Source organism: Ralstonia chuxiongensis, assembly GCF_024158925.1.
In the GTDB taxonomy this organism is placed as follows: Bacteria; Pseudomonadota; Gammaproteobacteria; order Burkholderiales; family Burkholderiaceae; genus Ralstonia; species Ralstonia chuxiongensis.
In genome coordinates, this window is the sequence record NZ_JAMYWC010000013.1 from 33,683 (window position 1) to 57,013 (window position 23,331).

Here is a 23,331-nt window from a genome sequence, read left to right on the forward strand (position 1 = left end):
ACAATCGCAGTCTGACCTTCATTCTTCGCGCATCGACCAGGAATCGCCCCATGGCCGCCCTTGCAAACCGTCCGGACTGGTCCGGCAGCAGCACGCTCACCAAGGCATTGGTGGTGTCGCTGGCCGTGCATGTTCTGCTGCTGTTCGTGCGTGTGGTGGCCCCCGAAGCGTTCGATATCAAGCGCGAAGATCCGGGCCTGGATGTGGTGCTGGTGAATGCCAAGTCGTCGACGGCGCCGTCCAAGGCGACGGCCGTGGCCCAGGTCAACCTGAACGGAGGTGGCGAATACGATCAACAACGCGCCACCACGCCGCTGCCTGCCGACACTAACGAGCAGACCGGCGATGCCATCAAGCTCACGCAGCGCCGCGTCGAATATCTTGAGCAAGAGCAGCGCCGCCTGCTCACGCAATCGACTGACCGCGCACCGCTGGTTAACGATCGTCAGGTCAAGCCCGGCGAGCGTCCGCAGCCATCGCCCACCAATGGCACCGACGACCGCACCACGCAAGATGAAATCGCCCGCCTGCAGGCCGAGATCGACCGCAACCTCGAGAATTACGCCAAGCGCCCGCGCCGCAATGTGCTGACGGCCGCTAGCGCGCGTCAGGTGGATTACGCCCGCTACTACGATTCGGTGCGCCGCAAGATCGAAGCGCGCGGCACCGCCAACTTTCCCAGCCAGAACGGCCGCCCGCTGTACGGCGAACTGATCGTCGTGATCAGCATCAACCGCGAAGGCCAGCTCGGCTACAACCAGGACGGCTACAAGATCGAAGGCATCGAGATCGCAAAAAGCTCGGGCAACCCCGCGCTGGATCGCCAGGCCGTGGCCATCGTGCGTTCGTCTTCTCCGTTTGGCGCCTTCCCGGCCGAGATGCGCAAGCGCGTCGACATCCAGGATGTGGTTGCCACGTTCAAGTTCACCCGCGCAGGCCTGGAAACCCACCTGCAGACCCGCTGATTTCGTCGTCCATGCCGTCGTCGTTTCAAGAGGCCATCCTCGCAGCTGCGAGCGCCCCGCCCACAGATCGTTATGGCGTGATCGGCAACCCGATCTCGCACAGCAAGTCGCCCATCATCCATGCCGCGTTTGCGCAGCAGACGGGACAGCTCATCCGCTACGACCGCATCTACGCCGAACTGATCGCGTTCGACGAAACGGTGATGAACTTCGTGCGCGAAGGCGGGCGCGGGCTCAACGTGACCGTGCCGTTCAAGCTCGATGCGTATGCCATGTCGACGTCGCTGTCGCTGCGGGCGGAATCGGCCGGTGCGGTCAACACGCTCAAGTTCGATGGCGAAGAGATCTTCGGCGATAACACCGACGGCGTCGGTCTGATGCACGACATCACCCACAACATCGGGAATTCGTTCGAAGGCGAACGCGTGCTGCTGCTGGGCGCAGGCGGTGCGGCGCGTGGCGTGCTGCTGCCGCTGCTGGAGCACAAGCCCGCGCGCGTGTTCATTGCCAACCGCACGGCGGATCGCGCCAACAAGCTGGTCGAGCGCTTCGAGGTCTCGGCCAAGCTGCACGAGGTCGAACTCGTGGGCGGCGGCTATGACGAGCTTGCTGCGGACGACGTTTTCGACGTCATCATCAACGCTACGGCGAGCAGCCTGCAGGCCGAGGTGCCGCCGATCCCGACCACGGTGTTTGGCCCCAACGCACTGGCCTACGACATGATGTACGGACCGCGGCCGACGGTGTTCATGGAGTTCGCCCGGCGCAACGGCGCCCGCGCATGGGACGGTTTGGGCATGCTGGTGGAGCAGGCGGCGGAATCGTTCTTCGTCTGGCGCAACGTGCGTCCGGACACCGCTCCGGTGCTGCTCGCCATGCGCGAGGGGCTGCAGGGCGAAGCCGCCGTCGCGGCGCGTGCGCCACGCTGAACCGGAGCGAAGCCCCGCCATGATGCGTTGGTTCGGCTACGTGATCGGCTGCTTCGTTGCGGGCGTGGCCGCGCTCAATCTGTACTTTTTCGCCGCCATCGCAAGTTGGCAGGTGTTCGATCCGTCGTCCACCAGCTTCATGCGCGCCGAGCGCATGCGCCTGTGTGGCGCCAATGTCTTCACGTGCAAGGTCGACCACCGCTGGGTCAATTACGACCAGATCTCGCGCAACCTCAAGCGCGCGGTCATCGCCAGTGAAGACGCAGATTTTGTCTCGCACAGCGGCTGGGAAGTCGACGCCATGCTCGACGCGTGGGAGAAGAACAAGCGGCGGGGCCACGTGGTCGCGGGCGGTTCGACCATCACGCAGCAACTGGCCAAGAACCTATTCCTCTCAGGCGAGCGCCACTACCTGCGCAAGGGTGAAGAACTCGTCATCACGTGGATGCTTGAGTTCTGGCTCGACAAGGAACGCATTCTCGAGATCTATCTGAACTCGGTGGAATGGGGCGAGGGCGTGTTCGGTGCGGAAGCGGCAGCGCAGCATTACTTCAAGCGCCCGGCCTCGCAGCTCACCGTAGGTCAGGCGGCGCGCTTGGCTGCGGCGCTACCCGCGCCAAAGTGCTTCGACAAGAAGAGTTACTGCGCCAACGTGCACGTCAACTTCACGCGCAAGGCCACCGTGATCGCCAACCGCATGGGTTCGGCCACGCTGCCGGATTAATCCGGCGCAGGCCTACTTCAGCCAGCCCTTGCGGCGGAAGTACACCAGCGGAATCGCCGCCGACACCACCATCATCAGGATCGCGTACGGGTAGCCTTCTGCCCAGTCCAGCTCCGGCATCACCTTGAAGTTCATGCCGTAGATCGACGCGATCAGCGTGGGCGGCATCAGCGCCACCGACACCACCGAGAACAGCTTGATGATCTTGTTCTGGTTGATGTTGATGAAGCCGACCGTGGCATCCATCAGGAAGTTGACCTTGTCCGACAGGAACGCCGTGTGGTTCTCGATGGAATCGATGTCGCGCAACACCTGGCGCGCTTCGTCTTGCTGGTCGGCCGAGAGCAACTGGCTGCGCAGCAGGAACGACACCGCGCGGCGCGTATCCATCACGTTGCGGCGGATCCGGCCATTCAAGTCTTCCACGCGGGCGATGATCTCCAGCACATCGGCGGCGGCGGCGTCGGTCACCTCATCGGCCAGCACACGTTTGCTGGCATCTTCGAGGCGTTCATAGACTTCCTCGATGGAGTCGGCCGAGTATTCCGCGTCAGTGGCGTACAGATCCATCAGCACATCTTTGGCGTTGCGCACCGAGCCCGGGCGAAGCCGCGCACGCATGCGCACCAGCCGGAATGCGGGCAAATCCTCGTCGTGGATGGAGAAGAGCACATCCTTGGTCAAGACGAAGGCCACGCGCACGTTACGGGAAGCGGTTTCTTCGTCGAGCAGGAAATCGGTGCGGATATGGATGTGGCCGTCTTCGCCTTCAAAGTAGCGGGCGGAGGCTTCCAGGTCCCCCAATTGCTCCAGTTCGGGCAGGACCACGCCGTGGGCTTCCTTGATCCACGCCAGCTCTTCGTCGTCGGGGTCGATCACGTCGATCCAGATCGGCTTGTGCTGCAGCAGTTCGCTGCGTTCTTCGACCTGTTCCTGCGCGAGACGGCCTTTTTGCACGACGAACAGGTTGATCATTGGACGTTTCCTTGAAGCAGGCGTTGAGCGGGCGGCGAAAAAATCGCGCCGAGTGTAGCGTAAAGAGACGGCAGGTTCAGCCACAAACGGTGGCTTGGCGCGCACGCGTGGGGCAGGCGCCACGCCCGGAAGATGCCGCCACCGGGCCGCCCGACGAGTAAAATGCACACAAGTCATGCGGCCGGCCGGCCGCTCTCACATTCCCGACACCATGCGATTTACCGAACAACTGGCTGCCGCCTGGCAGCGCAACAATTCCCTGCTGTGCGTTGGGCTCGATCCTGACCCGTCGCGCCTGCCGGCGTCGCTGACGGGCACGGGCGGGGCGATCTTCTCGTTCTGCCGCGCCATTGTGGACGCGACCGCCGATCTGGTCTGCGCATTCAAGCCGCAGATCGCCTACTTCGCCTCACAGCGCGCCGAAGACCAGCTCGAGCAGCTCATCAACTACATCCACGAGGCCTACCCCGGTATCCCCGTCATTCTTGATGCCAAGCGCGGCGATATCGGCTCGACCGCCGAGCACTACGCCAAGGAAGCCTTCGAGCGCTATCAGGCCGACGCCATCACCGTCAGCCCATACATGGGTTTTGATTCGATGCAGCCGTACCTCGCGCATGCCGACAAGGGCGTGATCGTGCTGTGCCGCACGTCTAACGCCGGCGGCAGCGATGTGCAGTTTCTGGAAACCGCCGGCCGCCCTGTCTATCAGGTCGTGGCAGAACGTGCGCGCGACGTGTGGAATACCAGCGGCCAGATGGGCCTGGTGGTGGGCGCGACGTTCCCGGAAGAAATTGCCAAGGTGCGAGAGATTGTCGGCGACATGCCGCTTCTGATTCCGGGCGTTGGTGCCCAGGGCGGCGACATCGAAGCCACGGTGCGCGCTGGCCGCACGGCCGACGGCACCGGCATGATGATCAACTCGTCTCGGGCCATTCTCTACGCCAGCACCGACAGCGATTTCGCCGATGCCGCCCGCCGCGTGGCACTTGCCACGAGGGATCAGATCAACCAGTTCCGCAACTGATCCGCAATGTCGGTCCGGTTGAGGTGAGAGCGAGGACGCCATGACCACGCATCCGCACCGCCCCGTTGCCGGCACGCACCGGGAAGAGACCGGTAAGGACCCGGACCGCAAGCTCGAGAAAGAGCGCGACGACACCCACGAGCATGAGACGACGCGTCGCGATCATGATCGCGACCGTCGCCACGAGCACGATCACGAGCACCAGCCGGAACACGATCACGGAGATCGTCGCCGGCCGGATCATCCCAGCGAGATCTAGATCAGGACTCCGCCGAGTCGAGGAAGTCGAGCAGGCCACGCAGTGCGTGCTCCGCTGCCTGCAGGCGGACCTGCTTGCGGTCGCCCTTGAAGTGGCGCGTTTCTACGCGCGTCTGCAGGCGGTTGCTCCAACCGAAACACACCATGCCGACAGGCTTGTCGGCCGTGCCGCCCGTCGGGCCCGCCACACCGGTAATCGAGACGGCCACCTGCGCGCGGCTGTTGAGCACTGCACCCTCGGCCATGGCATGCGCCACGGGCTCGCTCACGGCGCCATGTTCGCGGATTAGCGCCGCCGGAACGCCCAACATCTGCGATTTTGCTTCATTGGAATAGACGACGAAGCCGCGCTCGAACCACGCGGACGAGCCTGATACATCGGTGATGGCGGCAGACACCAGTCCGCCGGTGCACGACTCGGCGGATGCCATCATCAGGCTGCGCTTGTTCAACGTGTCAGCTACCAGTTCGGCCAGTTGGGCCAGGGCGCGGGATTCAGCCATTGCAATACCTTCGAAGCTTCTGACGTCAGACGTCAAAACGAGCGCCACAGCGCAAACACGAGCAGCGTGTAGAACGCCGCGAGAATGTCATCGACCATCACGCCATAGCCGCCGCGCACGCCAAAACCCTTGAGCGAGCGGTCGTAATAGCGGATGGGCGCGGGCTTCACCATGTCGAAGAAGCGGAACCACAGGAACGCGGCGAACTGCCCCCCCAGCGTGGTGGGCGTGACGAAGGCCAGCACGAGCCAGAACGCGACTATCTCGTCCCACACCATGGCGCCATGATCGGCCACGCCCAGATCGCGTGCGGTGCGGGCGCATGCCCAGATGCCGATCACGAAGCCAACCGCCGCGATCAGCAGCCAAGTCGGCCCGGAAATCCAGCGTGCAAACACCACGTAGACCAGCCACGCGTACAGCGTACCGACCGTGCCCGGCAGGATGGGCGACAGGCCCGAACCGAAGCCAAGCGCGAGGATGCGTGCCGGATGGCCGAACATGAAGCGCGCCGTCGGGCGCCGCACCTGCACGGTCTGGCCCGCCTCGAGGACGACGCTTTCAGGCTGGCCCGGCGGATTGGAGGGCGGGAAGGGAGCGGAAGACATCATGAGGCGGAAGAGAAATGGTCGAAACTGCCGTGCGTGAAGAGGACTGGCGCGCCGTGGGCATCAACGAGCCGCAAGCCGGTTTCGGCGTCGATGCGGCCGATGCGGGTGACGGCCACACCCGCGCGCTGCCCCGCCGCGACCACGGCGTCGCGCGCATCGGCAGGAGCAGTGAAGCAAAGTTCGTAGTCGTCGCCGCCGGCCAGCGTGCATTGCAACTGGAGCGGCAGAGGCTGCGTCGCCAGCGTCGCCGAGCGCGGTACATCGTCGACCGTGATCGTCGCCCCGACGCGGGATTGCGTGAGGATGTGGCCAAGATCGCCCAACAAACCGTCCGATATGTCGAGCGCTGCCCGGGCGACACCGCGCAATGCCAGGCCGAGCGCGACGCGCGGCGTGGGCATGTCCATGCGCGGCTGCACTTGTGCGAGCGCGTCAGGCGTAAGCGCCCATTCGTTGCGCAGGGCGCCGAGGGCCAGTCGCGCGTCGCCTACGGTGCCCGAGACCCAGAGGTCATCGCCGGGCCGGGCAGCGTCGCGGCGTAGTGCCGCAGCGGTGGGAACGTCGCCGAAGACCGTCAGGCTCAGCGTGAGCGGCCCGCGCGTGGTGTCGCCGCCGATGAGTTCACAGTGAAAGGCATCCGCTAGGGCGAGCAGGCCTTCCGAAAACGGTTTAAGCCAGGCAGGGTTGGCTTCAGGCAGCGCCACGGCCAACGTGAAAGCGCGCGGCTCCGCACCCATCGCGGCCAAATCCGACAGATTGACAGCCAGCGCTTTATGCCCAAGTGCGCGCGGCTCCGCATGTGGAAAAAAGTGACGGCCGGCGACCAGCATGTCGGTGGAAATCGCCAACTCGTGCCCGGGGCGAGGCCCCAGCAAGGCGCAGTCGTCGCCTACGCCTAAGGTTGCTTTTGGCGTGGGTCGAGTGAAGTAGCGCCGAATTAGCTCAAATTCGGACAAATTTGCCGAAGAATGAGCGGAGTTGCGTGAATTCGCAGGCTTGGACACGGCAGCGGCAATGGAAGAATATGGGGCAAGCCCGATGGTGCCGTGAGAGGACGGTGGAATATTGTAGCGAATACGCATGTCACCCCCACCCAAAATCCCGTTGTGAGATCGCTTTTCACTATATAAAATGACGGGCCCAAGGAGGCGGACCGTATTCCCGTGGCGCTCGTGAGGGTATCCCGGTGGCCCGCTAGATGCGACGGCCGGCGCGCGCGCTGGCCACCCGATACGAGAGACCCATGACCACGGTGGATTCCCAGCCTCAGCAGCCCGCCCGCACGGATGAAGAACTCAAGGCGCAGCAGCGCGCCGCCTTGCGCAAGGCCGCGCTGGAGTACCACGAGTTTCCGACCCCGGGCAAGATTTCCGTCACGCCGACCAAGCCGCTGTCGAACCAGCGCGACCTCGCCCTGGCATATTCGCCGGGTGTTGCCGCAGCCTGTGAAGAGATCGTCGAAGACGTCGCCAACTCGTTCCGCTACACCGCCCGCGGCAACCTTGTCGGCGTGGTGACCAACGGCACGGCTGTGCTCGGCCTGGGCGATATCGGCCCGGAAGCCTCGAAGCCGGTCATGGAAGGCAAGGCCGGTCTGTTCAAGAAATTTGCTGGCATCGATGTGTTTGACATCGAGATCAACGAAAAAGACCCGCAGAAGCTGGTCGATATCATCGCCTCGCTGGAGCCCACCTTCGGCGGGATCAACCTCGAAGACATCAAGGCCCCGGAGTGCTTCTTCGTCGAGCGCGAACTGCGCAAGCGCATGAAGATCCCCGTCTTCCATGATGACCAGCACGGCACCGCCATCGTGGTGGGTGCTGGCATTACCAACGCGCTGAAGGTCGTCGGCAAGGACATCAAGAAGGTGAAGTTGGTGGCTTCGGGCGCAGGCGCTGCGGCGCTGGCGTGCCTTGACCTGCTGGTTGACCTGGGCCTGCCGCGCGAAAACGTCTGGGTGACGGACCTGGCTGGCGTGGTCTACGAAGGCCGCACCGAACTGATGGACCCGGACAAGGCGCACTTCGCACAGAAGACCGACCTGCGCACGCTGGCAGAAGTTATCGACGGCGCCGACATTTTCCTGGGCCTGTCCGCCGCTGGCGTGCTCAAGCAGGACATGGTCAAGCGCATGGCCGACAAGCCGATCATCTTCGCGCTGGCCAACCCGAACCCGGAAATCCTGCCGGAGCTGGCCAAGGAAGTGCGCCCCGACGTCATCATGGGCACCGGCCGCACGGACTACCCGAACCAGGTCAACAACGTCCTGTGCTTCCCGTTCATCTTCCGCGGCGCGCTGGATGTGGGCGCAACCACCATCACGCGTGAGATGGAAGTTGCAGCCGTGCACGCCGTGGCTGAACTGGCCCGTCAGGAGCAAAGCGACATCGTTGCTTCCGCCTATGGCATCCAGGACTTGTCGTTCGGCCCCGAATACCTGATCCCGAAGCCCTTCGACCCGCGCCTGATCGTCAAGATCGCGCCGGCTGTGGCGCAGGCCGCCATGCTGTCGGGCGTGGCCCAGCGTCCGATCGAAGACATGGACGCTTACCGTCAGCATCTGCAGCAGTTCGTCTACCACTCGGGCACGCTGATGAAGCCGATCTTCTCGGCCGCTCGCAAGGTGCCGATGGAGAACAAGCGCATCGTCTTTGCCGAGGGCGAAGAAGAGCGCGTGCTGCGCGCCGTGCAGATCGTTGTGGACGAAAAGCTCGCCAGCCCGATCCTGATCGGCCGCCCGAGCGTGATCGCCCACCGCATCGAGCGTTTCGGGCTGCGTCTGCGCGAAGGCGTGGACTTCGCCGTGGTCAACCCCGAGCACGACGAGCGCTTCCGCGATTACTGGGAGACGTATTACAAGCTGATGGCGCGCAAGGGCGTGACGCCGCAGTACGCCAAGCTGGAGATGCGTCGCCGCAATACGCTCATTGGCGCCGTCATGGTTCACAAGGGCGAAGCGGACGGCATGATCTGCGGCACGATCAGCAACACGGCTGCACACTTGCGCTACATCGACCAGATCCTGGGTGGCACCAACTGCGTGTATGCGGCCATGAACGGCCTGGTTCTGCCGGGTCGCCAGGTGTTCCTGGCGGATACGCACGTGAACGTCGATCCGACGGCCGAGGAACTGGCCGAGATCACCATCATGGCTGCTGAGGAGCTGTGCCGCTTCGGCATCAAGCCGAAGGTCGCGCTGATGTCGCACTCGAACTTCGGTTCGTCGGAAGCACCTTCGGCTGTCAAGATGCGCGAAGCGCTGGCGATCCTGCGCGAACGTGCCCCGAACCTGGAAGTGGACGGTGAGATGCACGGTGATGCCGCGCTCGACGAGAAGCTGCGTAACTCGCTGGTGCCGGATTCGCCGCTCAAGGGCGAAGCCAACCTGTTGGTCATGCCGAATATCGACGCGGCCAACATCGCTTACAACCTGCTGAAGACGGCCGCCGGCAACAACATCGCCATCGGTCCGATCCTGCTGGGCGTGAAAAAGCCGGTGCATATCCTCACGCCATCGGCTACGGTGCGACGCATCCTCAACATGACGGCCCTGACCGTCGTGGATGCCGCTGCACAAGCGCAACGCTGATCGCGACTGCACCAAAAAAGGGGGCGCACGATGCTGCGCTCCCTTTTTTTATTCGCTAAGTTTGCGTGCGCTCACATTTCCGCAAACTAAATAGCCGTATCAAAAAACCCTTCAGACTTCCACCGTCGGTTGATTGTTGTCATTGATGAGCGTACCCTTATGGGCTGAAGGGGTGCTTCTGAGCACATGAGGTCCGAACCGGCCGGACGGGTTTCAAAAAATGCGGTTTTCCGTACACACGTCTGACTGGTTGGCCTTATTCGGTGCGCGCAATGGGTGGTTTTTGCAGGCGGAAGGATTCCCCAAGTCTTCGGCAGTCGCCCGACTTGTCATTCCCTGCCAGGCCTCTCACGCATTGAGCCGCTTCGCTTTCAGCTGCAAACCGGCTGTCCGGATCGTTATTGGACGGCCACCTGCGCTTGTGACCTGCGCCGGGCTCCGGTCGGCGCGATTCTCCCGTTAGGGCCTGCTGATGACAAAGCGACTTGGAGCGTGGATCGGCCGCTCCGTATCTCAGGCGATGGCGCGTGGCGCGCTGATGGCAACGCTCGCGTTGTCGGTGGCCGGCCTGCCGGTCAATGCGGTTGCTCGGGACACCACCGGCATGGCCGCCGCCGTGGGAACCATTCGCCCGGTAGACCTGCCCAACGAGGCGCAGCGCACGCTGGCACTGATTGAGCAGGGCGGCCCGTTTCCGTATGCAAAAGATGGCACCACGTTCGGTAACTATGAACGACGTTTGCCCGCACAGCGGCGTGGCTATTACCACGAGTACACCGTGAAGACGCGAGGGGCACGCAACCGTGGCGCCCGACGCATTATTTGCGGCGGCGATCAGCAAGCGGCCAACGACTGCTACTACACGGAAGATCACTACAACAGTTTTCAACGGATACAGCGATGACGACCAACATGTTTGGGCTGGACGACTCGCTCACCGCACGCGATGAGCGCGTGGCCCGCGAGGCGTGGCACAAGGCGCAAAATCTGTACGACGGTGTGGTCGGGATGCAAGCCCTGGGCGCACGCGTCGGGGGAGCGGCCAAGTTGCCTCAAAGCGCACCGCAGAACATCATGACGCAGGACAATACTCAGACGGACGACGACGGAGGTCGCGAAGACGCCATGAACCTGTTCAAGACGGTGCGTCCGAATATCGTGCAGTCGATCCGCGCGTTTCGCGTGGCGGATCTGGCCGAATCGGCGGCCAGTCTGGGCCAGCACTTCCTGTACGCCAACTGCGCGGCCGCGACCACCAAGAGCGAAGTGCTTGACGTGATTGCACGCGAGTTCCTGTTCCCGAAGCATTTCGGCAAGAACTTCGACGCCCTGGCTGACTGCCTGACCGACATGATCTACAAGGCCGGCCCGCAGCCGGGTTTTGTCATCGTGCTCGAGGGCCTGCCGTGCCAGCCCAAGTTCGACAAGGAAGCGCGCGAAGTGCTGCTGGACGTATTCCGCGACGCGGCCGAATTCTGGGGCGAGCGCAAGGTTCAGTTCCGCGTGTTCTATTCGTTCGCGTGAACTTGCCCGACCGCTGATTGATCGGCGTTGAAATGAAAAAGCCCGCAAATGCGGGCTTTTTTGTTGCCTTGTGAATGTGCCGACTGGCTGGTCAGCCAGCCCGCTTGTTGCGGCGAATGCGGTCGAACCACACCGCCAGCAGCAGAATGCCGCCGCGGATCAGGTACTGATAGAACGTCGGCACGTTCATCAGGCTCATCGCGTTCTGCACCGACCCCATGATCAGAACGCCGACCAGCACACCGGACACGGTTGCCACGCCGCCCGTGAGCGAAACACCGCCCAGCACGCAGGCAGAGATCACGCCCAGCTCAAGCCCGACCGACGTTTTCGGATCGCCCAGGCTCATGCGCGAGGCGAGCATCACCCCGGCAAAGCCGGTCACCAGGCCTTGCAAAACGAACACAGCGACTTTGATGCGCGTCACGGGCAGGCCGGCAAGCAGCGCGGCTTCTTCATTGCCGCCGACGGCGAGCACGTTCTTGCCGAACACCGTCTTCTTGAGCAGGAAACCGAACAGCGCGAAGCCGACGATATTGCTCCAGATCGGGTACGAGATGCCGAGGAATGACCCGCCGCCCAGGTCGAAGAAGCTCTCTTCGGAAATCATCACCGCGTCGCCGTTGGAGGTGATGAAGGCGAGGCCGCGCACGACTTCCATCATGGCCAGCGTGACGATCAGCGAGTTGATCTGGTAGCGCGCCACTAGCACGCCGTTGACGAGCCCGACCAGGCCGCCCGCGAGCACACCAGCCCCGACGCCAAGCACCACGCTGTGGGTTGCGGTGATGAGCGTGGAGGCCACCACACCCGCGAACGCCACGATGGAGGCGACGGAAAGGTCCACCTCGCCGAGCGCGAGCACGAACATCATCGTGACCGAGATGGAGCCGATCAAGGTGACGGAGAGCAGCAGGCCCTGGATGTTGCGGCTGCTGACGAAGCCGGGCACCGTGAACGCCAGCGCGGTGAACAGCAGGAGGAACACCACGACGATGCCCGATCGGTTGACCAGCTCCCACGTGAGGGCGGCGCGGCTGGGGATGCCCGGGGCGGCCAAGGGCGGGCCGCCCGGCACGGATTCGGTGGATGGCGTTTGCATAGGATCGGTTTCCATGAGGGCGTGAATCGCGCGCTAACGTGGCAGCGCGAGTTTGATGAGGGTGTCAGGCGAGGCGTGCTCTCTGGGCAGATCGCCGACGATGCGGCCCTGCTTCATGACGAGCACGCGGTCGGCAACGCCGATGACTTCCGCCAGGTCGCTCGACACGACGATGACGGTGCGGCCCGCTTCGGCGAGGCCGTAGAGCAGGCTGTAGATTTCGCTGCGGGCGCCGACGTCGATGCCGCGCGTGGGCTCGTCCATCAGGAAGACGTCGATGTCTTCCGCAAGCCAGCGCGAGAGGATCACCTTCTGCTGATTGCCGCCCGACAGCTTGCCGATGGGCGTTTCACCGTTGCGTGTCTTGATTGCGAGCTTGTCGATGAACGACTTGGTGGTCCGCGCTTCCTGCCGGTTGTTCAGCACGCTGAAGCGGCTGAAGTGGCGCCGGCAACTGATGTTCAAGTTATCCGACACCGAGGCGATCGCGACGATGCCTTCCTGCTTGCGGTCTTCAGGGCAGAGCGCGACACCCGAGCGCACCGCATCGCGCGGCGTGTTGAACTGAACGCGCTTGCCTTTGAGGTGAACCTCGCCCGCTGTGGGTTTGACCGCGCCGTAGAGCAGCTTCATCAGCTCAGAGCGCCCCGCGCCGACCAGCCCGAAGAAGCCGACGATTTCCCCTGCATGCGCGCGAAACGATGCGGGTTCGGTCAAGCCGGGCCCCATCAGGCCGCGCACGTCGACCTTCACCTCGCCGAGCGGGCGTGGCTTGTAGCCGTACACGTCCTGGATCGAGCGGCCGACCATGCAGCGGATTAGCCGTTCGCGATCGAGGCTCGCGCCGGCGTTGAACGTGTCGATATGCCGGCCGTCACGGAACACGGTCACGCGATCGCACAGTTCGTACACCTCTTCCATGCGATGGGTGACATAGATGATCGCGCGGCCCTCGGCCTTGAGCGCGCGAATGATGCGGAACAACTGCGTCGTCTCGCGCGAGGAGAGCGAACTCGTTGGCTCGTCGAACGCGATCACGCGCGCGTCGCGCATCAGTGCCTTGCCGATCTCGATCATCTGGCGCTGGCCGATCGACAGATGCTTGACGGGTTGGACCGGATCAAGCCTCTCCCCCAGCCGTTCGAGTTCGCGCAGCGCGCGGGCGATCAACGTTTTCTCGTCGAGCACGCCAAAGCGGTTGGGCAGCGCGCCGAGCATCAGGTTTTCTGCCACCGTCAGCTCAGGCACGAGGTGCAGTTCCTGATAGATGATCGCGATGCCCGCCGCAATGGCCGCGCGCGTGTTCGTAAACTGCTGCGGCATACCGTCGAGCGACAGCGTGCCGTCCTCCGGTTGGTTGACGCCTGACAGCACCTTGAGCAGCGTCGACTTGCCCGCGCCGTTTTCGCCCATCAAGCCGTGCACCTCGCCGCGGCGGATGTCGAGCGAGACATGGTCGAGCGCCAGCACGCCAGGAAAGCGCACAGTGATGCCGTCAAGCTTCAGGTACGCGCCAGCGGAAGCGTCGGGTGGGCCGCTCTCATCAAGTGATTGGACTGTCATCGGTTGCTCTCTGCGGATGCAAGTGGGGCGCGGGACCGGCCCGCGCCGCGTGTTGCATCAAATGCCCAGTTCCTTGCGGACTTCTTGCCAATTGCTGCGCACCATCAGCTTGCCGGTGGTTTGCGTATCGGCCGGCGGCTGCTTGCCAGTCTTGATCCAATCGACGAGGTTTGCAGCGCTGTCCTTGCCGTGGTTGGTCGAGCTGACGGCAATCGTGCCGAAGAAGCCCGTCGGTTCCTTCTTCTGGAACTCGGCAAACGCCTCGCCGGCACCGTTGATGCCGACGCCAATCACATCGGCTGCCGGAATGTGCAACTGCTCGGTTGCGCGCACGCCGCCCAGCACGCTCTCTTCATTGAGCGCGAAGATGACCCACTTCTTGATGCCCGCATGCTGGGCCAGCACCGGCGACGCGGCATTGAAGCCACCTGCGTCGTCGGTGGTCTTTTGTGGCGCGTCGAAGATGTTTTCCTTCTTGAAGCCGCCGGCCAGCAGCGTCTGCGTGGCGCCGTCGGTGCGCAGCTTGGCGGTCGGCAGCTCATAGTTGGTGATGCGCAGCGCGCCCACTTCCTCGGGCTTCCAGCCGCGGCGCTTCATCTCGTCGGAGATGGCCTGGCCGACCTGGTTACCGATCTTGAATGCCGACATGCCCAGGTGCGGTACGTTGGCCAGCGGCTTGCCGGACGAGTCGACGAGTTGATCGTCAACCGTGACGAACTTCATGTTGTAGTGCTTGGCGCGTGCCGAGATAGCCGGCCCGAGGCGCACGTCCGGCGCGCAGATGACGAAGCCCTTCGCACCTTGTGCGCCCAGGTTGTCAATGGCGGACAGCACCTTCTCACCGTCGGGCGTGCCGATGTTCACCACCGAAAAGCCGTCCTTCTGGCCAAGCGCGGTGGCAGCTTTCTGTTCGTTGATGAACCACGCCTGCTCGGGCATCTTGACCAGGAAGCCGATCTTGAGCGGCTCGTCGGCGTGGGCGGGCAGGGCGGCGGCCAGCGGCCCCAGGCACAGGGTGGCTGCCAGGGCGGATAAGGTCAGGCGGCGAAGTTTGCGTTGCATGGTTGTCTCCTCGTTGGAATGGCTCTTATGGCACTACGTGAGTCGGGCGTGCTTCACGGCACGAACGGATCAATCAGATGGCGCCGACCGAGCAGCATGGCGTCGGCCACGTGCTGAAGCGGGCGGACATCGACATCGCTTTCGCCGCTGGCGATCAGTTCGAGAAAGCGTGTGTACAGGCTTGGGTATTCGCGTTCGGGGCCGACGTCGATCTCAACGCCGTCGATGATCAATTGCTTGCCGCCTTGTGCCAGCCGCAAGGTGCCGTCGCGCGTGGTCACGTCGATCTGCCACAGCTCGCCTGCGTCATGTCGCCAGTCGAATTCCGCCTGGATCGGCGTGCCGCGCGCATCGGTGAATGCCAGGTGGGCAGCAATCGGGGTCTGCTGATTGGCGGGCACCCACAGGTCGGCCGCCGTGAGAAAGAACGCATGCGGCAGCACGCGGGTCAGGATCGAAAGCGCGTTGATGCCAGGGTCAAACACGCCCAGGCCGCCGGGTTCCCAGATCCATGCCTGGTTCGGGTGCCAGCGGCGCACATCTTCTTTCCACTGCACGTCGACCGAGACGATGGCGCGGCTTGCAAGCCAGTCGCGGGCGGCCTCGACACCGGGCGCATGGCGCGAGTGCCAAGAGGCGAACAACGTGCTGCGATGCTCTAGCGCCAGCGCTGCCAGGATCGCAACTTCCGACACGCTGGCGCCCGGGGGCTTCTCCAGCATCACGTGCTTGCCGGCGGCGAGCGCCGCGCGGGCCTGTGCAAATCGCACCTGCGGCGGTGTGCACAACGAGACCGCCTGCAGCGCGGGTTCGTCTGCGAGCATGGCGTCGAGCGTCGGGTAGTGCGGCAGGCCGTCAATGCGTGAATGCGGGCTCGCACAGGCCGCGAGCTTGAACCCGGGCTCTGCGGCGAGCGCCGGCAGATGCTGATCGCGCGCGATCTTGCCGACGCCGACAATGCCGATTGAAACGGGGGATCGTTCACCGTGCATGGCTATCGCCCCCAGCGCAATACCAGCGGATCGAGCCGCCGGGCAATGTCGATCAGGCCGCGGCGCGTGTCTGGATGCATCGGCGGCAACGGATGGCGCGATGCCTCGCAGGCAATCACACCGCCTTCCTTCATCAGTGCCTTGGCGGCAAGGATGCCGGCCTGCCGGTTCTCGTGGTTGATGAGCGGCAACCAGCGTTGATACAGATCGAAGGCGAGATCGTGCTGCCCCTTCGCGTGCGCCTCGATGATTGGCCGGATGCCGTCGGGATATGCGCCGCCTGTCATGCTGCCCGTGGCGCCTGCATCCAGATCGGCCAGCAGCGTGATGGCTTCTTCGCCGTCCCATGGGCCTTCGATGGCGTCTCCGCCAAGGCGGATCAGCTCGCGCAGCTTGGCCGCCGCACCGGGCGTTTCGATCTTGAAGTAGGCCACCTGCTCGATCTCGCGGGCCACGCGCGCGAGGAACGCCGCAGATAGCACCGTGCCGCTGGCCGGCGCATCCTGAATCATGATCGGAATGCCCACGGCATCCGACACGCGCGCAAAGAATTCGTAGATCTGCGCTTCCGGCACGCGGAAGGTGGCGCCGTGGTAGGGCGGCATCACCATCAGCATGGCGGCGCCCATGTCCTGCGCGCGGCGGCTGCGTTGCGCGCAGACCTGGGTGCTGTAGTGCGAGGTGGTGACGATCACCGGCACGCGGCCAGCCACGTGTTCCAGCGCGGTGCGGGTGAGCACTTCGCGCTCGTCGTCGGACAGCGAGAACTGCTCGGAAAAATTGGCCAGGATGCACAGGCCATCCGAGCCGGCATCGATCATGAAATCGATCGCGCGCTTCTGGCTCGGCAAATCGAGTTCGCCGGTTTCGGTGAAGGTGGTGGGCACCACCGGAAAGATGCCGCGATAGCGTGGTGCGTGCGCGGTGGGTTGAGCAATTGGCAAAGCCAGTCTCCTACGCGTGTGTCGATTCAGTGCGAGTGACGCGGTACCGCGGCGCCACGGCAGCCGACCAGGAAATCGAGGTCGCAGCCTTCGTCCGCCTGCAGCACGTGGTTGACGTACAGGCGCTGGTAGCCGCCGGCCTCGCCATGCGAACGCTGGTGCTGGTAGGCCGCCAACCTGCGCGCGAGCTCTTCGGGGGAGATGTCCAGGTGAAGCGTGCCCGCCTCGCAATCGAGTTCGATCCAGTCGCCGTCCTGCACCGCGGCCAGCGGGCCGCCCGCCGCAGCTTCGGGTGCCACGTGCAGTACCACCGTCCCATAGGCGGTGCCGCTCATGCGTGCGTCGGAAATGCGCACCATATCCTTCACACCCTGGCGCAGCAGCTTGGGCGGCAGGCCCATGTTGCCGACCTCGGCCATGCCCGGATATCCCTTCGGTCCGCAGTTTTTCATCACCAGCACGGAGCTGGCATCCACCTCCAAGGACTCGTCGATGATGCGTTCCTTGTAGTGCTCCAGGTTTTCGAACACGACTGCGCGGCCGCGATGCTTGAGCAGCTCCGGGCTCGCCGCAGATGGCTTGAGCACCGCGCCACGCGGCGCCAGATTGCCGCGCAGCACACGAATGCCGCCGTCGTCGATCAGCGGGTTGGTGAGTGGGCGGATGACTTCGTCGTCGGTGATGGGCGCGTCCTTGACGTTGTCCCACAGCGTCCTGCCGTTGACGGTCAGCGCATCGGGATGCGGCAGCAAGTTCGCCTCGCCGAGTCGGCGCAGCACCGCCGGCAGGCCGCCCGCGTAATAGAACTCCTCCATCAGGAAGCGGCCCGAGGGCATCAGGTCAACGATGGTCGGCGTGTCCCGGCCGATGCGCGACCAGTCTTCCAGCTCAAGCGGCACGCCAATGCGCCCGGCAATCGCCTTCAGGTGGATCACGGCGTTGGTCGAACCACCAATGGCTGCGTTGGCGCGGATGGCGTTTTCGAACGCGGCGCGCGTGAGGATCTTGGACAGCGTCAGCCCTTGCAGCGCCATCTCGACGATGCGGATGCCGGACATATGCGCCAGCACGTAGCGCCGCGCATCTACCGCCGGGATGGCCGCGTTGTGCGGCAGCGATGTGCCGAGCGCTTCGGCCATGCATGCCATGGTGGACGCCGTGCCCATCGTGTTGCACGTGCCGGCCGAACGCGACATTCCCGCTTCCGCCGACAGGAAGCGATGCAGGTCGATCTCACCTGCCTTGAGCGATTCGTGCAGTTGCCACACCGCCGTACCGGAGCCGATGTTCTTGCCGTCGAGCTTGCCGTTGAGCATCGGCCCGCCCGTTACGACGATGGCCGGTACGTCGCAGCTTGCCGCGCCCATCAGCAGGGCCGGCGTGGTCTTGTCGCAGCCCGTGAGCAGCACCACCGCGTCGATCGGGTTGCCGCGAATCGCCTCTTCAACATCCATGGCCGCGAGGTTGCGCGTGAGCATGGCAGTCGGGCGTAGGTTTGATTCGCCGTTGGAGAACACCGGAAACTCCACCGGAAACCCGCCCGCCTCGTAAATGCCGCGCTTGACGTGCTCGGCGAGCTTGCGGAAATGCGCATTGCACGGCGTCAGTTCCGACCAGGTATTGCAGATGCCGATGATCGGGCGGCCGTCGAATTCGTGATCGGGGATGCCCTGGTTCTTCATCCAGCTTCGGTACATGAAGCCGTTCTTATCGGCGGTGCCGAACCATTGGGCCGAGCGCAGCTTGGGTTTCGATTCCGACATGGGTGCGTGTGTCACGGACGTGGTAGTCGAGGCGCGCGCGCATCGATCGGCTGCGTGGCACTTGCGGGCCGCGCGGCACGTCCGTTGTCTCCGGTGTGGTTGTGGTTTTTTGATCGGACCGAGTGTACGGAGCGCCCTGATATCCTTCCAATGAAATATTGGCCGTGACCGATATCCGATTTGATATCTCGAGGAAGACCCGATGTCGAACAGCCCCTGGTACGTCCGTGCGCGCCTGAAGACGCGACAACTGCTGCTGCTGATTGCCCTGGCCGAGGAGGGCAACATCCACCGGGCGGCCGCCGCGCTCAACATGACGCAGCCCGCCGCCTCCAAGCTGCTGCGCGAGCTGGAAGCCATGCTGGATGTGCAGCTGTTCGAGCGCATGCCGCGCGGCATGCGGCCCACGCGCTATGGCGATGCGCTGATCCGCCACGCACGCGCCGTGGTCGGCAGCCTGGACCAGGCCCAGGAGGAAGTGCTCGGGCTCAAGGCAGGACACCTCGGGCACGTGGCGGTGGGCACCATCACGTCGCCGGGCGTGCGGCTCCTGCCGCCGGTGGTGGCACAGATCACACGCGAGCATCCGGGGCTGCGGGTGTCGCTGGAAATCGAAAGCAGCAACGTGTTGCTGGAACGATTGGCGCAAGACAAGCTCGACCTGGTGGTCGGCCGCCTGTTTGCCGAGCACGACAAGCTGCACCTGCGCTACGAGCCGCTGGCCGACGAGCCGGTGGTTGCCGTGGCGCGGCCGGGGCATCCGCTGCTGGCGGAACCATCGCTGACGCTCGCGGACGTGCAGCCGGCCACCTGGGTGGTGCCGCCCATCGGCAGCGTGCTGCGTCACCGGTTCGACTTGATGTTCCAGCGGGAGAGCCTGACAGCGCCGTCCAGCGTGGTGGAAACCTCAGCGCTGCTCTTCCTGACGCGCATCCTGGAGCAGAGCGACATGCTGGCCGTGATCGGCGCTGACGTCGCGCAGTACTACGCGACGTATCAGATGCTCGCGATTCTTCCGTTGCCGATGCCGTGCCAGATGGATGACTTCGGCATCATCACGCGCACGGACCGGTTGTTGTCTCCGGCGGCGCTGCATGTGGTGCAGGCACTGCGCGACGCGGGCCGAACGGCCTACGGTGCGGGTTGACTGCCCGCGCTAAAAAAGAAAGCCCGCAATCGCGGGCTTTTTTCTGTGCGGCGAAAAACGTTCAGGCCGCCGGCACTGCGCCCTGCGGCGTGAGGTGGTTGACCGCTTCGGGCAGGCCTTCGGCGAGCTGGTTGGCGAGATCGCCCTCGTTGATGCCGAAGTGGGCGGCCAGTTTTGACACCTCCTCCAGCGCACCCGTGCCGCTCAGTGCTTGGGTAATCTGCTCGCCCGACACCGGCAGGTTCTGGCCATTGCCGATCCACGATTTGACCTGTTCGCCCAGGCCGGCTTGCTCCAGGATCTGCTGCAACGGCCCGAGGCCTCCGACGGCCGCCTGGTCCGCATTGCCGCCGCCGCCCAACAAACCGCCGAGCAGACCGCCAAGGCCACCCGCTCCGCCAGCGCCGCCGAGCAGGCTGCCCAGCGCGCCGGCACCGCCTGCCGCACCCAGCAAACCACCCAACGAACCGAACAGGCCGCCGCCCTGATCTTCCTGCCCTTGCGGTGCGGCTGCATCGCCTGCGCCTTGCGACTTGTGCTTCATCGCGAGGTAAGCCAGCACGCCCACGGCAAGCAGCACCTTCTTGTTGCCCAGCAAGGACGATTGCGCGCCGCTGGCGTCATTGCCGCCACCGAGAATCGAATCGAGTAGACCCATGATGAAGCTCCTTTGGTCAGTGGCGGGCATGGGGGAAAGGCCCGCCGGGGGATCAAACGGTCAGTGTTTCGTCGTCAGAACTTAGAACTCGCCGAGCACGGCGTGCAGCGCGGACACGGCAACGAGCGCCGCCGATTCCGTTCTCAGAATACGTCGCCCGAGTGTCAGCGGTAAGAAACCGGCGGCCTCGGCCAGCACTTCTTCGTCGGGCGAAAGACCGCCTTCGGGGCCGATCAGCAGGACGATGCCGCTGCCTTCGATGCGCGTGCGCGATTGCACCGCCCACTGGGTGAGCGATTGCGTGCCGCGCGGTGACAGCAGCACGCGCGGCGCGTCGGTCGATTTGACGGCGGCAAGCCAGTCACGCAGCGTGGCGACCGGTGCAACCACCGGCACGCGGGCTCGGCCGCATTGCTCGCAGGCGGCCTGCACCAGTGCCTGCCAATGCTGCAAACGCTTGGCGGCACGCTCGCCGGAGAGGCGCACCACGGCGCGTTCGGTCTGTAGCGGAGCCACCGCATTCACACCCAGTTCGACGGCCTTCTCGATCAGCCAATCCATCTTGTCGCCACCGGCAATGCCTTGCGCGAGGGTGATGGCGTAGCGGGCCTCCGTGTCGGGCTGCGTGGCATCCGCAAGGCTGGCGGCGGCGTCGCGCTTGTTGATGGCGTCGAGCCGAGCACGGAATTCGTTGCCGGAGCCATCGAACAGGCAGACGTCATCGCCGACGGCCAGCCGCAGCACGTGGACGTGGCGCGTGACGGCCTCTGGCAGCGTGACGGTGGTGTTGGGGGCAAGCGGCGTATCGACGAAAAAACGGGGAAGCCCCATTACAGCAATCCTTTTGGTGAATCGGGTCAGGCAATCAAGCGATGGAGCGATCAGGCTGTCGCTGGGCGGCAGGCGAGGCCCCAGCGATAACCGTCCGGGTCGCGCACAGCGGCGTAGCGCTCGCCCCAGAAGGCATCGTGCGGCGCCATGATGGACGTGGCGCCCTGGTCGAGCGCGTTCTGATACGCGGTGTCGACGTCGCTGCAATACAGGTGGAAGCTCTGCGGGCATTCAAAGCCCGCGCCGGCCGGGGCTTTCGCGGTGGAGCCGAAGACGCCCTCAGGCGCAAACATCAGCATGAGCTGGCCTTGGTAGGTCATCTCGACGTGGATCGGGCGGCCATGGTCGTGCATTTCATCCTGCACATCAAAACCGAACGCGTTGCGATAGAAGGCGATGGCGGCCGATGCGTCGCGCACGGTCAGGTACGGGACAAGCCACGGGGTGTTGGCGGGGCGGGGGAAGCTCATGGCGGGCTCCTTCTTCGGCGCAATGCAGCCAGGGACGAATAGTGTAGAGCGCCCGCCACGCCACAATCAAAAAGAAATCAAAACACCTCGCTTGCCGGGGGCTGGTTGCGCGCGCGGCCGCCGCTGCGCGCAACTTCATCGACGAGCCACTGGCGGAACAATGCAAAGCCCGCGTGCTCTGCCGCCTGGTGCGGATGGATCAGGTAGTACGACAGGCGCAGCGAGGCTTCGGTCGCGAGCGGGCGCATCAGACGTCCGGCGGCGATGTCGTACTCGACGAGGATGCCCTGGCCGAGTGCGACGCCCTGGCCGTCAATGGCCGCCTGCAGCGCCATCAGGGCTTCGGAAAACGCCGGCCCGCGCGTGGCATCGATGTGGGGCACACCGACCTCGTCGAGCCATTGCCGCCAAGTGGGATGGTGCGCCAGATGGCGGCCGCCGCGCTCATGCAGCAGCGTGTGTGTGGCGAGGTCTTGCGGCATGCGGATGGCAGCCTGCAGCGTGGCGTTGCAAACCGGAAAGAAATCGGTGGAGGTGAACCACTCGACGCGCAGGTTGGGCGCGTTGACTTGCCGGTCGTCGATGCACAGATCGAACTGGCCGTGGTCTTGCACGTCGGCGGTCGAGACTTCGACACGCACGTGCGGATGCTGGTTGAAGAACCGGTACAGCCGCGGCACCAACCATTTGGCACCAAAGGTTGGGGGCACGGCCACGCGCAGCGGCGCATCGGCGGTGTCCATCAACAGGTCGGTGGCTTGTTCGAGCGCACGCAGCGCGTCGCGCACGCGAGGGAGGTAATTGTCGCCGGCGTCTGTCAACGTGAGCTGGTTGTTGCGGCGTGCGAAGAGCTTTTTGCCCAGATGATCTTCGAGCTGCTTGATCTGGTGGCTGACAGCGGCGTTGGTCACGCAAAGCTCGTCCGCAGCCCGGCTGAAGCTCAAGTGGCGGCCCGCAACTTCAAAGACGCGCAATGCATTAAGGGGAGGGAGGCGCCGGGGCATGCGTTCTCGTTAAGAAAAATTTAACGTCCAACGAAGAATTTGTAGTTTGCCACGTTAAGGCCGCGCCGACTACAAATGCGCCTGGGGCCGGTGACGATGCTTGGTGTGTGCCTCCAGCGATCTCAAACCGCGCGCCGCACCGGACCCCGCCTACAAAAACATTTCAGGAGACGTCATGAATCGAACCACCGCTGTTCGCGGATTGCTGGTGTGCGGTCTCGCGCTCGCTGGCTGGACCGCTCCCGCCCTCGCACAAACCAACGTCACGCTGTACGGCCGCGTCGCCAGCGGCATCGACTACCAGAACAACGTCGCTCCCACCGCGACCTCGCCGGGCGGCAGCCTCTGGCGCGCCGCCGACAACCAGTGGGGCACGAGCATGTTCGGGTTCATGGGCAAAGAGGATCTGGGCGGTGGCCTGCAGGCGGTCTTCCGGCTGGAATCCGGCTTTGGCGCGGCCCAGGGCAAAACCAACGGTGACGCGCTCTTCAACCGCCGTTCGTATGTCGGCCTGTCCAGCCCGACCTGGGGCACGTTGACGGCTGGCAAGAACCTCTTCATCAGCAACGACGTCTGGTTCCTGGACCCGACCGGCCAGCAGTTCATCGGCTCGGCCACGCTGGTGCGCGGGCGCAACTGGCAGGGTGCCAACAACATCGTTGAATACCAGAGCCCGACCTGGGGCGGCTT

At 64.4% G+C, this 23,331-nt stretch carries 24 protein-coding genes; 10 read left to right on the top strand and 14 right to left on the bottom strand.

The annotated features are described in order from the left end of the window. Positions 1-50: 50 nt before the first annotated feature. The 3 genes from NKG59_RS25815 to mtgA are packed head-to-tail and all read left to right on the top strand — an operon-like array spanning position 51 to position 2,618. Complete coding sequence (locus NKG59_RS25815; protein WP_253543055.1) at positions 51-965, top strand: energy transducer TonB family protein; 915 nt, start codon at positions 51-53, stop codon at positions 963-965. An 11-nt stretch (positions 966-976) separates the two neighbouring features. Further along, on the top strand, positions 977-1,894 hold the full coding sequence (gene aroE / locus NKG59_RS25820) for a shikimate dehydrogenase (RefSeq protein WP_253543057.1): 918 nt from the start codon (positions 977-979) through the stop codon (positions 1,892-1,894). A 19-nt stretch (positions 1,895-1,913) separates the two neighbouring features. Then, the gene (gene mtgA, locus NKG59_RS25825) at positions 1,914-2,618 is read left to right on the top strand and encodes a monofunctional biosynthetic peptidoglycan transglycosylase (RefSeq protein WP_253543064.1); all 705 of its coding nucleotides are present in this window, start codon (positions 1,914-1,916) and stop codon (positions 2,616-2,618) included. A 12-nt stretch (positions 2,619-2,630) separates the two neighbouring features. Here the strand turns inward: mtgA and corA are convergent, their stop codons facing one another. Beyond that, positions 2,631-3,593 (bottom strand): magnesium/cobalt transporter CorA, encoded by a 963-nt coding sequence (gene corA / locus NKG59_RS25830; RefSeq protein ID WP_045204817.1) that lies wholly within the window; start codon positions 3,591-3,593, stop codon positions 2,631-2,633. A 211-nt stretch (positions 3,594-3,804) separates the two neighbouring features. Here corA and pyrF point away from each other — a divergent pair, with 211 nt between their 5' ends. After that, the gene (gene pyrF / locus NKG59_RS25835; RefSeq protein ID WP_253543066.1) at positions 3,805-4,620 is read left to right on the top strand and encodes an orotidine-5'-phosphate decarboxylase; all 816 of its coding nucleotides are present in this window, start codon (positions 3,805-3,807) and stop codon (positions 4,618-4,620) included. A gap of 40 nt (positions 4,621-4,660) precedes the next feature. After that, positions 4,661-4,879, top strand: a complete 219-nt coding sequence (locus NKG59_RS25840) for a metal transporter (protein WP_082076083.1) — start codon at positions 4,661-4,663, stop codon at positions 4,877-4,879. A gap of 1 nt (position 4,880) precedes the next feature. Here NKG59_RS25840 and NKG59_RS25845 read toward each other — a convergent pair whose 3' ends face one another. The 3 genes from NKG59_RS25845 to thiL are packed head-to-tail and all read right to left on the bottom strand — an operon-like array spanning position 4,881 to position 7,074. Next, complete coding sequence (locus NKG59_RS25845; RefSeq protein ID WP_045204842.1) at positions 4,881-5,381, bottom strand: CinA family protein; 501 nt, start codon at positions 5,379-5,381, stop codon at positions 4,881-4,883. Between the two features lie 32 nt (positions 5,382-5,413). After that, a complete protein-coding gene (locus tag NKG59_RS25850; protein ID WP_253543068.1) occupies positions 5,414-5,992 on the bottom strand; it encodes a phosphatidylglycerophosphatase A family protein in 579 nt (192 codons plus the stop codon). Further along, positions 5,989-7,074, bottom strand: a complete 1,086-nt coding sequence (gene thiL / locus NKG59_RS25855; protein WP_253543070.1) for a thiamine-phosphate kinase — start codon at positions 7,072-7,074, stop codon at positions 5,989-5,991. Before thiL ends, NKG59_RS25850 begins: the two co-directional genes overlap by 4 nt. A 161-nt stretch (positions 7,075-7,235) precedes the next feature. Between thiL and NKG59_RS25860 the strand changes: the two genes are divergently transcribed. The 3 genes from NKG59_RS25860 (at position 7,236) to NKG59_RS25870 (ending at position 11,105) form a co-directional block, all read left to right on the top strand. After that, the gene (locus NKG59_RS25860) at positions 7,236-9,581 is read left to right on the top strand and encodes an NADP-dependent malic enzyme (RefSeq protein ID WP_253543072.1); all 2,346 of its coding nucleotides are present in this window, start codon (positions 7,236-7,238) and stop codon (positions 9,579-9,581) included. Between the two features lie 472 nt (positions 9,582-10,053). Further along, the gene (locus NKG59_RS25865) at positions 10,054-10,485 is read left to right on the top strand and encodes a ribonuclease (protein ID WP_253543074.1); all 432 of its coding nucleotides are present in this window, start codon (positions 10,054-10,056) and stop codon (positions 10,483-10,485) included. Continuing rightward, positions 10,482-11,105, top strand: coding sequence for a barstar family protein (locus tag NKG59_RS25870; RefSeq protein ID WP_045204823.1), 624 nt, complete (start codon positions 10,482-10,484; stop codon positions 11,103-11,105). The genes NKG59_RS25865 and NKG59_RS25870 overlap by 4 nt, the downstream gene beginning before the upstream one ends. 91 nt (positions 11,106-11,196) lie before the next feature. Here NKG59_RS25870 and araH read toward each other — a convergent pair whose 3' ends face one another. The 6 genes from araH to NKG59_RS25900 are packed head-to-tail and all read right to left on the bottom strand — an operon-like array spanning position 11,197 to position 18,531. Then, a complete protein-coding gene (gene araH / locus NKG59_RS25875; RefSeq protein ID WP_253543076.1) occupies positions 11,197-12,207 on the bottom strand; it encodes an L-arabinose ABC transporter permease AraH in 1,011 nt (336 codons plus the stop codon). A gap of 33 nt (positions 12,208-12,240) precedes the next feature. Continuing rightward, entirely contained in the window at positions 12,241-13,770 is a 1,530-nt protein-coding gene (gene araG, locus NKG59_RS25880; protein ID WP_253543078.1) for an L-arabinose ABC transporter ATP-binding protein AraG, read from the bottom strand. 57 nt (positions 13,771-13,827) lie between these two features. Then, positions 13,828-14,832 carry an arabinose ABC transporter substrate-binding protein gene (locus tag NKG59_RS25885; protein ID WP_045204826.1) on the bottom strand — a complete coding sequence of 335 codons (1,005 nt, stop codon included), beginning with the start codon at positions 14,830-14,832 and terminating at the stop codon, positions 13,828-13,830. Positions 14,833-14,885: 53 nt separating this feature from the next. Beyond that, the gene (locus NKG59_RS25890; protein ID WP_253543080.1) at positions 14,886-15,824 is read right to left on the bottom strand and encodes a Gfo/Idh/MocA family protein; all 939 of its coding nucleotides are present in this window, start codon (positions 15,822-15,824) and stop codon (positions 14,886-14,888) included. A 2-nt stretch (positions 15,825-15,826) separates the two neighbouring features. Continuing rightward, on the bottom strand, positions 15,827-16,768 hold the full coding sequence (locus NKG59_RS25895) for a dihydrodipicolinate synthase family protein (protein ID WP_253543082.1): 942 nt from the start codon (positions 16,766-16,768) through the stop codon (positions 15,827-15,829). A gap of 26 nt (positions 16,769-16,794) precedes the next feature. Next, a complete protein-coding gene (locus NKG59_RS25900; protein ID WP_253543084.1) occupies positions 16,795-18,531 on the bottom strand; it encodes an IlvD/Edd family dehydratase in 1,737 nt (578 codons plus the stop codon). A 202-nt stretch (positions 18,532-18,733) separates the two neighbouring features. On the opposite strand from NKG59_RS25900, the gene NKG59_RS25905 reads away from it, so the two are divergent. Next, on the top strand, positions 18,734-19,678 hold the full coding sequence (locus tag NKG59_RS25905; protein ID WP_045204830.1) for a LysR family transcriptional regulator: 945 nt from the start codon (positions 18,734-18,736) through the stop codon (positions 19,676-19,678). A gap of 61 nt (positions 19,679-19,739) precedes the next feature. Here NKG59_RS25905 and NKG59_RS25910 read toward each other — a convergent pair whose 3' ends face one another. The 4 genes from NKG59_RS25910 to gcvA form a co-directional block, all read right to left on the bottom strand. Continuing rightward, the gene (locus tag NKG59_RS25910; protein ID WP_253543085.1) at positions 19,740-20,336 is read right to left on the bottom strand and encodes a YidB family protein; all 597 of its coding nucleotides are present in this window, start codon (positions 20,334-20,336) and stop codon (positions 19,740-19,742) included. Between the two features lie 81 nt (positions 20,337-20,417). Next, the gene (locus NKG59_RS25915; protein ID WP_253543087.1) at positions 20,418-21,167 is read right to left on the bottom strand and encodes a 16S rRNA (uracil(1498)-N(3))-methyltransferase; all 750 of its coding nucleotides are present in this window, start codon (positions 21,165-21,167) and stop codon (positions 20,418-20,420) included. A 50-nt stretch (positions 21,168-21,217) separates the two neighbouring features. After that, entirely contained in the window at positions 21,218-21,637 is a 420-nt protein-coding gene (locus NKG59_RS25920; RefSeq protein WP_253543094.1) for a VOC family protein, read from the bottom strand. Between the two features lie 77 nt (positions 21,638-21,714). After that, complete coding sequence (gene gcvA, locus NKG59_RS25925) at positions 21,715-22,641, bottom strand: transcriptional regulator GcvA (protein ID WP_045204834.1); 927 nt, start codon at positions 22,639-22,641, stop codon at positions 21,715-21,717. A gap of 175 nt (positions 22,642-22,816) precedes the next feature. On the opposite strand from gcvA, the gene NKG59_RS25930 reads away from it, so the two are divergent. Next, the coding region (locus NKG59_RS25930; protein WP_253543096.1) for a porin at positions 22,817-23,331 on the top strand (515 nt) is incomplete at its 3' end.

Coding starts and splice junctions, on each gene's coding strand:
- NKG59_RS25885 (WP_045204826.1), bottom strand. CDS start 14,832: ATGCAACGCAAACTTCGCCGCCTGACCTTATCCGCCCTGGCAGCCACC.
- NKG59_RS25870 (WP_045204823.1), top strand. CDS start 10,482: ATGACGACCAACATGTTTGGGCTGGACGACTCGCTCACCGCACGCGAT.
- mtgA (WP_253543064.1), top strand. CDS start 1,914: ATGATGCGTTGGTTCGGCTACGTGATCGGCTGCTTCGTTGCGGGCGTG.
- araG (WP_253543078.1), bottom strand. CDS start 13,770: ATGACAGTCCAATCACTTGATGAGAGCGGCCCACCCGACGCTTCCGCT.
- NKG59_RS25865 (WP_253543074.1), top strand. CDS start 10,054: ATGACAAAGCGACTTGGAGCGTGGATCGGCCGCTCCGTATCTCAGGCG.
- NKG59_RS25920 (WP_253543094.1), bottom strand. CDS start 21,637: ATGAGCTTCCCCCGCCCCGCCAACACCCCGTGGCTTGTCCCGTACCTG.
- araH (WP_253543076.1), bottom strand. CDS start 12,207: ATGCAAACGCCATCCACCGAATCCGTGCCGGGCGGCCCGCCCTTGGCC.
- NKG59_RS25915 (WP_253543087.1), bottom strand. CDS start 21,167: ATGGGGCTTCCCCGTTTTTTCGTCGATACGCCGCTTGCCCCCAACACC.
- NKG59_RS25890 (WP_253543080.1), bottom strand. CDS start 15,824: ATGCACGGTGAACGATCCCCCGTTTCAATCGGCATTGTCGGCGTCGGC.
- pyrF (WP_253543066.1), top strand. CDS start 3,805: ATGCGATTTACCGAACAACTGGCTGCCGCCTGGCAGCGCAACAATTCC.
- gcvA (WP_045204834.1), bottom strand. CDS start 22,641: ATGCCCCGGCGCCTCCCTCCCCTTAATGCATTGCGCGTCTTTGAAGTT.
- NKG59_RS25840 (WP_082076083.1), top strand. CDS start 4,661: ATGACCACGCATCCGCACCGCCCCGTTGCCGGCACGCACCGGGAAGAG.
- NKG59_RS25860 (WP_253543072.1), top strand. CDS start 7,236: ATGACCACGGTGGATTCCCAGCCTCAGCAGCCCGCCCGCACGGATGAA.
- thiL (WP_253543070.1), bottom strand. CDS start 7,074: ATGCGTATTCGCTACAATATTCCACCGTCCTCTCACGGCACCATCGGG.
- NKG59_RS25815 (WP_253543055.1), top strand. CDS start 51: ATGGCCGCCCTTGCAAACCGTCCGGACTGGTCCGGCAGCAGCACGCTC.
- NKG59_RS25905 (WP_045204830.1), top strand. CDS start 18,734: ATGTCGAACAGCCCCTGGTACGTCCGTGCGCGCCTGAAGACGCGACAA.
- NKG59_RS25845 (WP_045204842.1), bottom strand. CDS start 5,381: ATGGCTGAATCCCGCGCCCTGGCCCAACTGGCCGAACTGGTAGCTGAC.
- NKG59_RS25900 (WP_253543084.1), bottom strand. CDS start 18,531: ATGTCGGAATCGAAACCCAAGCTGCGCTCGGCCCAATGGTTCGGCACC.
- aroE (WP_253543057.1), top strand. CDS start 977: ATGCCGTCGTCGTTTCAAGAGGCCATCCTCGCAGCTGCGAGCGCCCCG.
- corA (WP_045204817.1), bottom strand. CDS start 3,593: ATGATCAACCTGTTCGTCGTGCAAAAAGGCCGTCTCGCGCAGGAACAG.
- NKG59_RS25910 (WP_253543085.1), bottom strand. CDS start 20,336: ATGGGTCTACTCGATTCGATTCTCGGTGGCGGCAATGACGCCAGCGGC.
- NKG59_RS25850 (WP_253543068.1), bottom strand. CDS start 5,992: ATGATGTCTTCCGCTCCCTTCCCGCCCTCCAATCCGCCGGGCCAGCCT.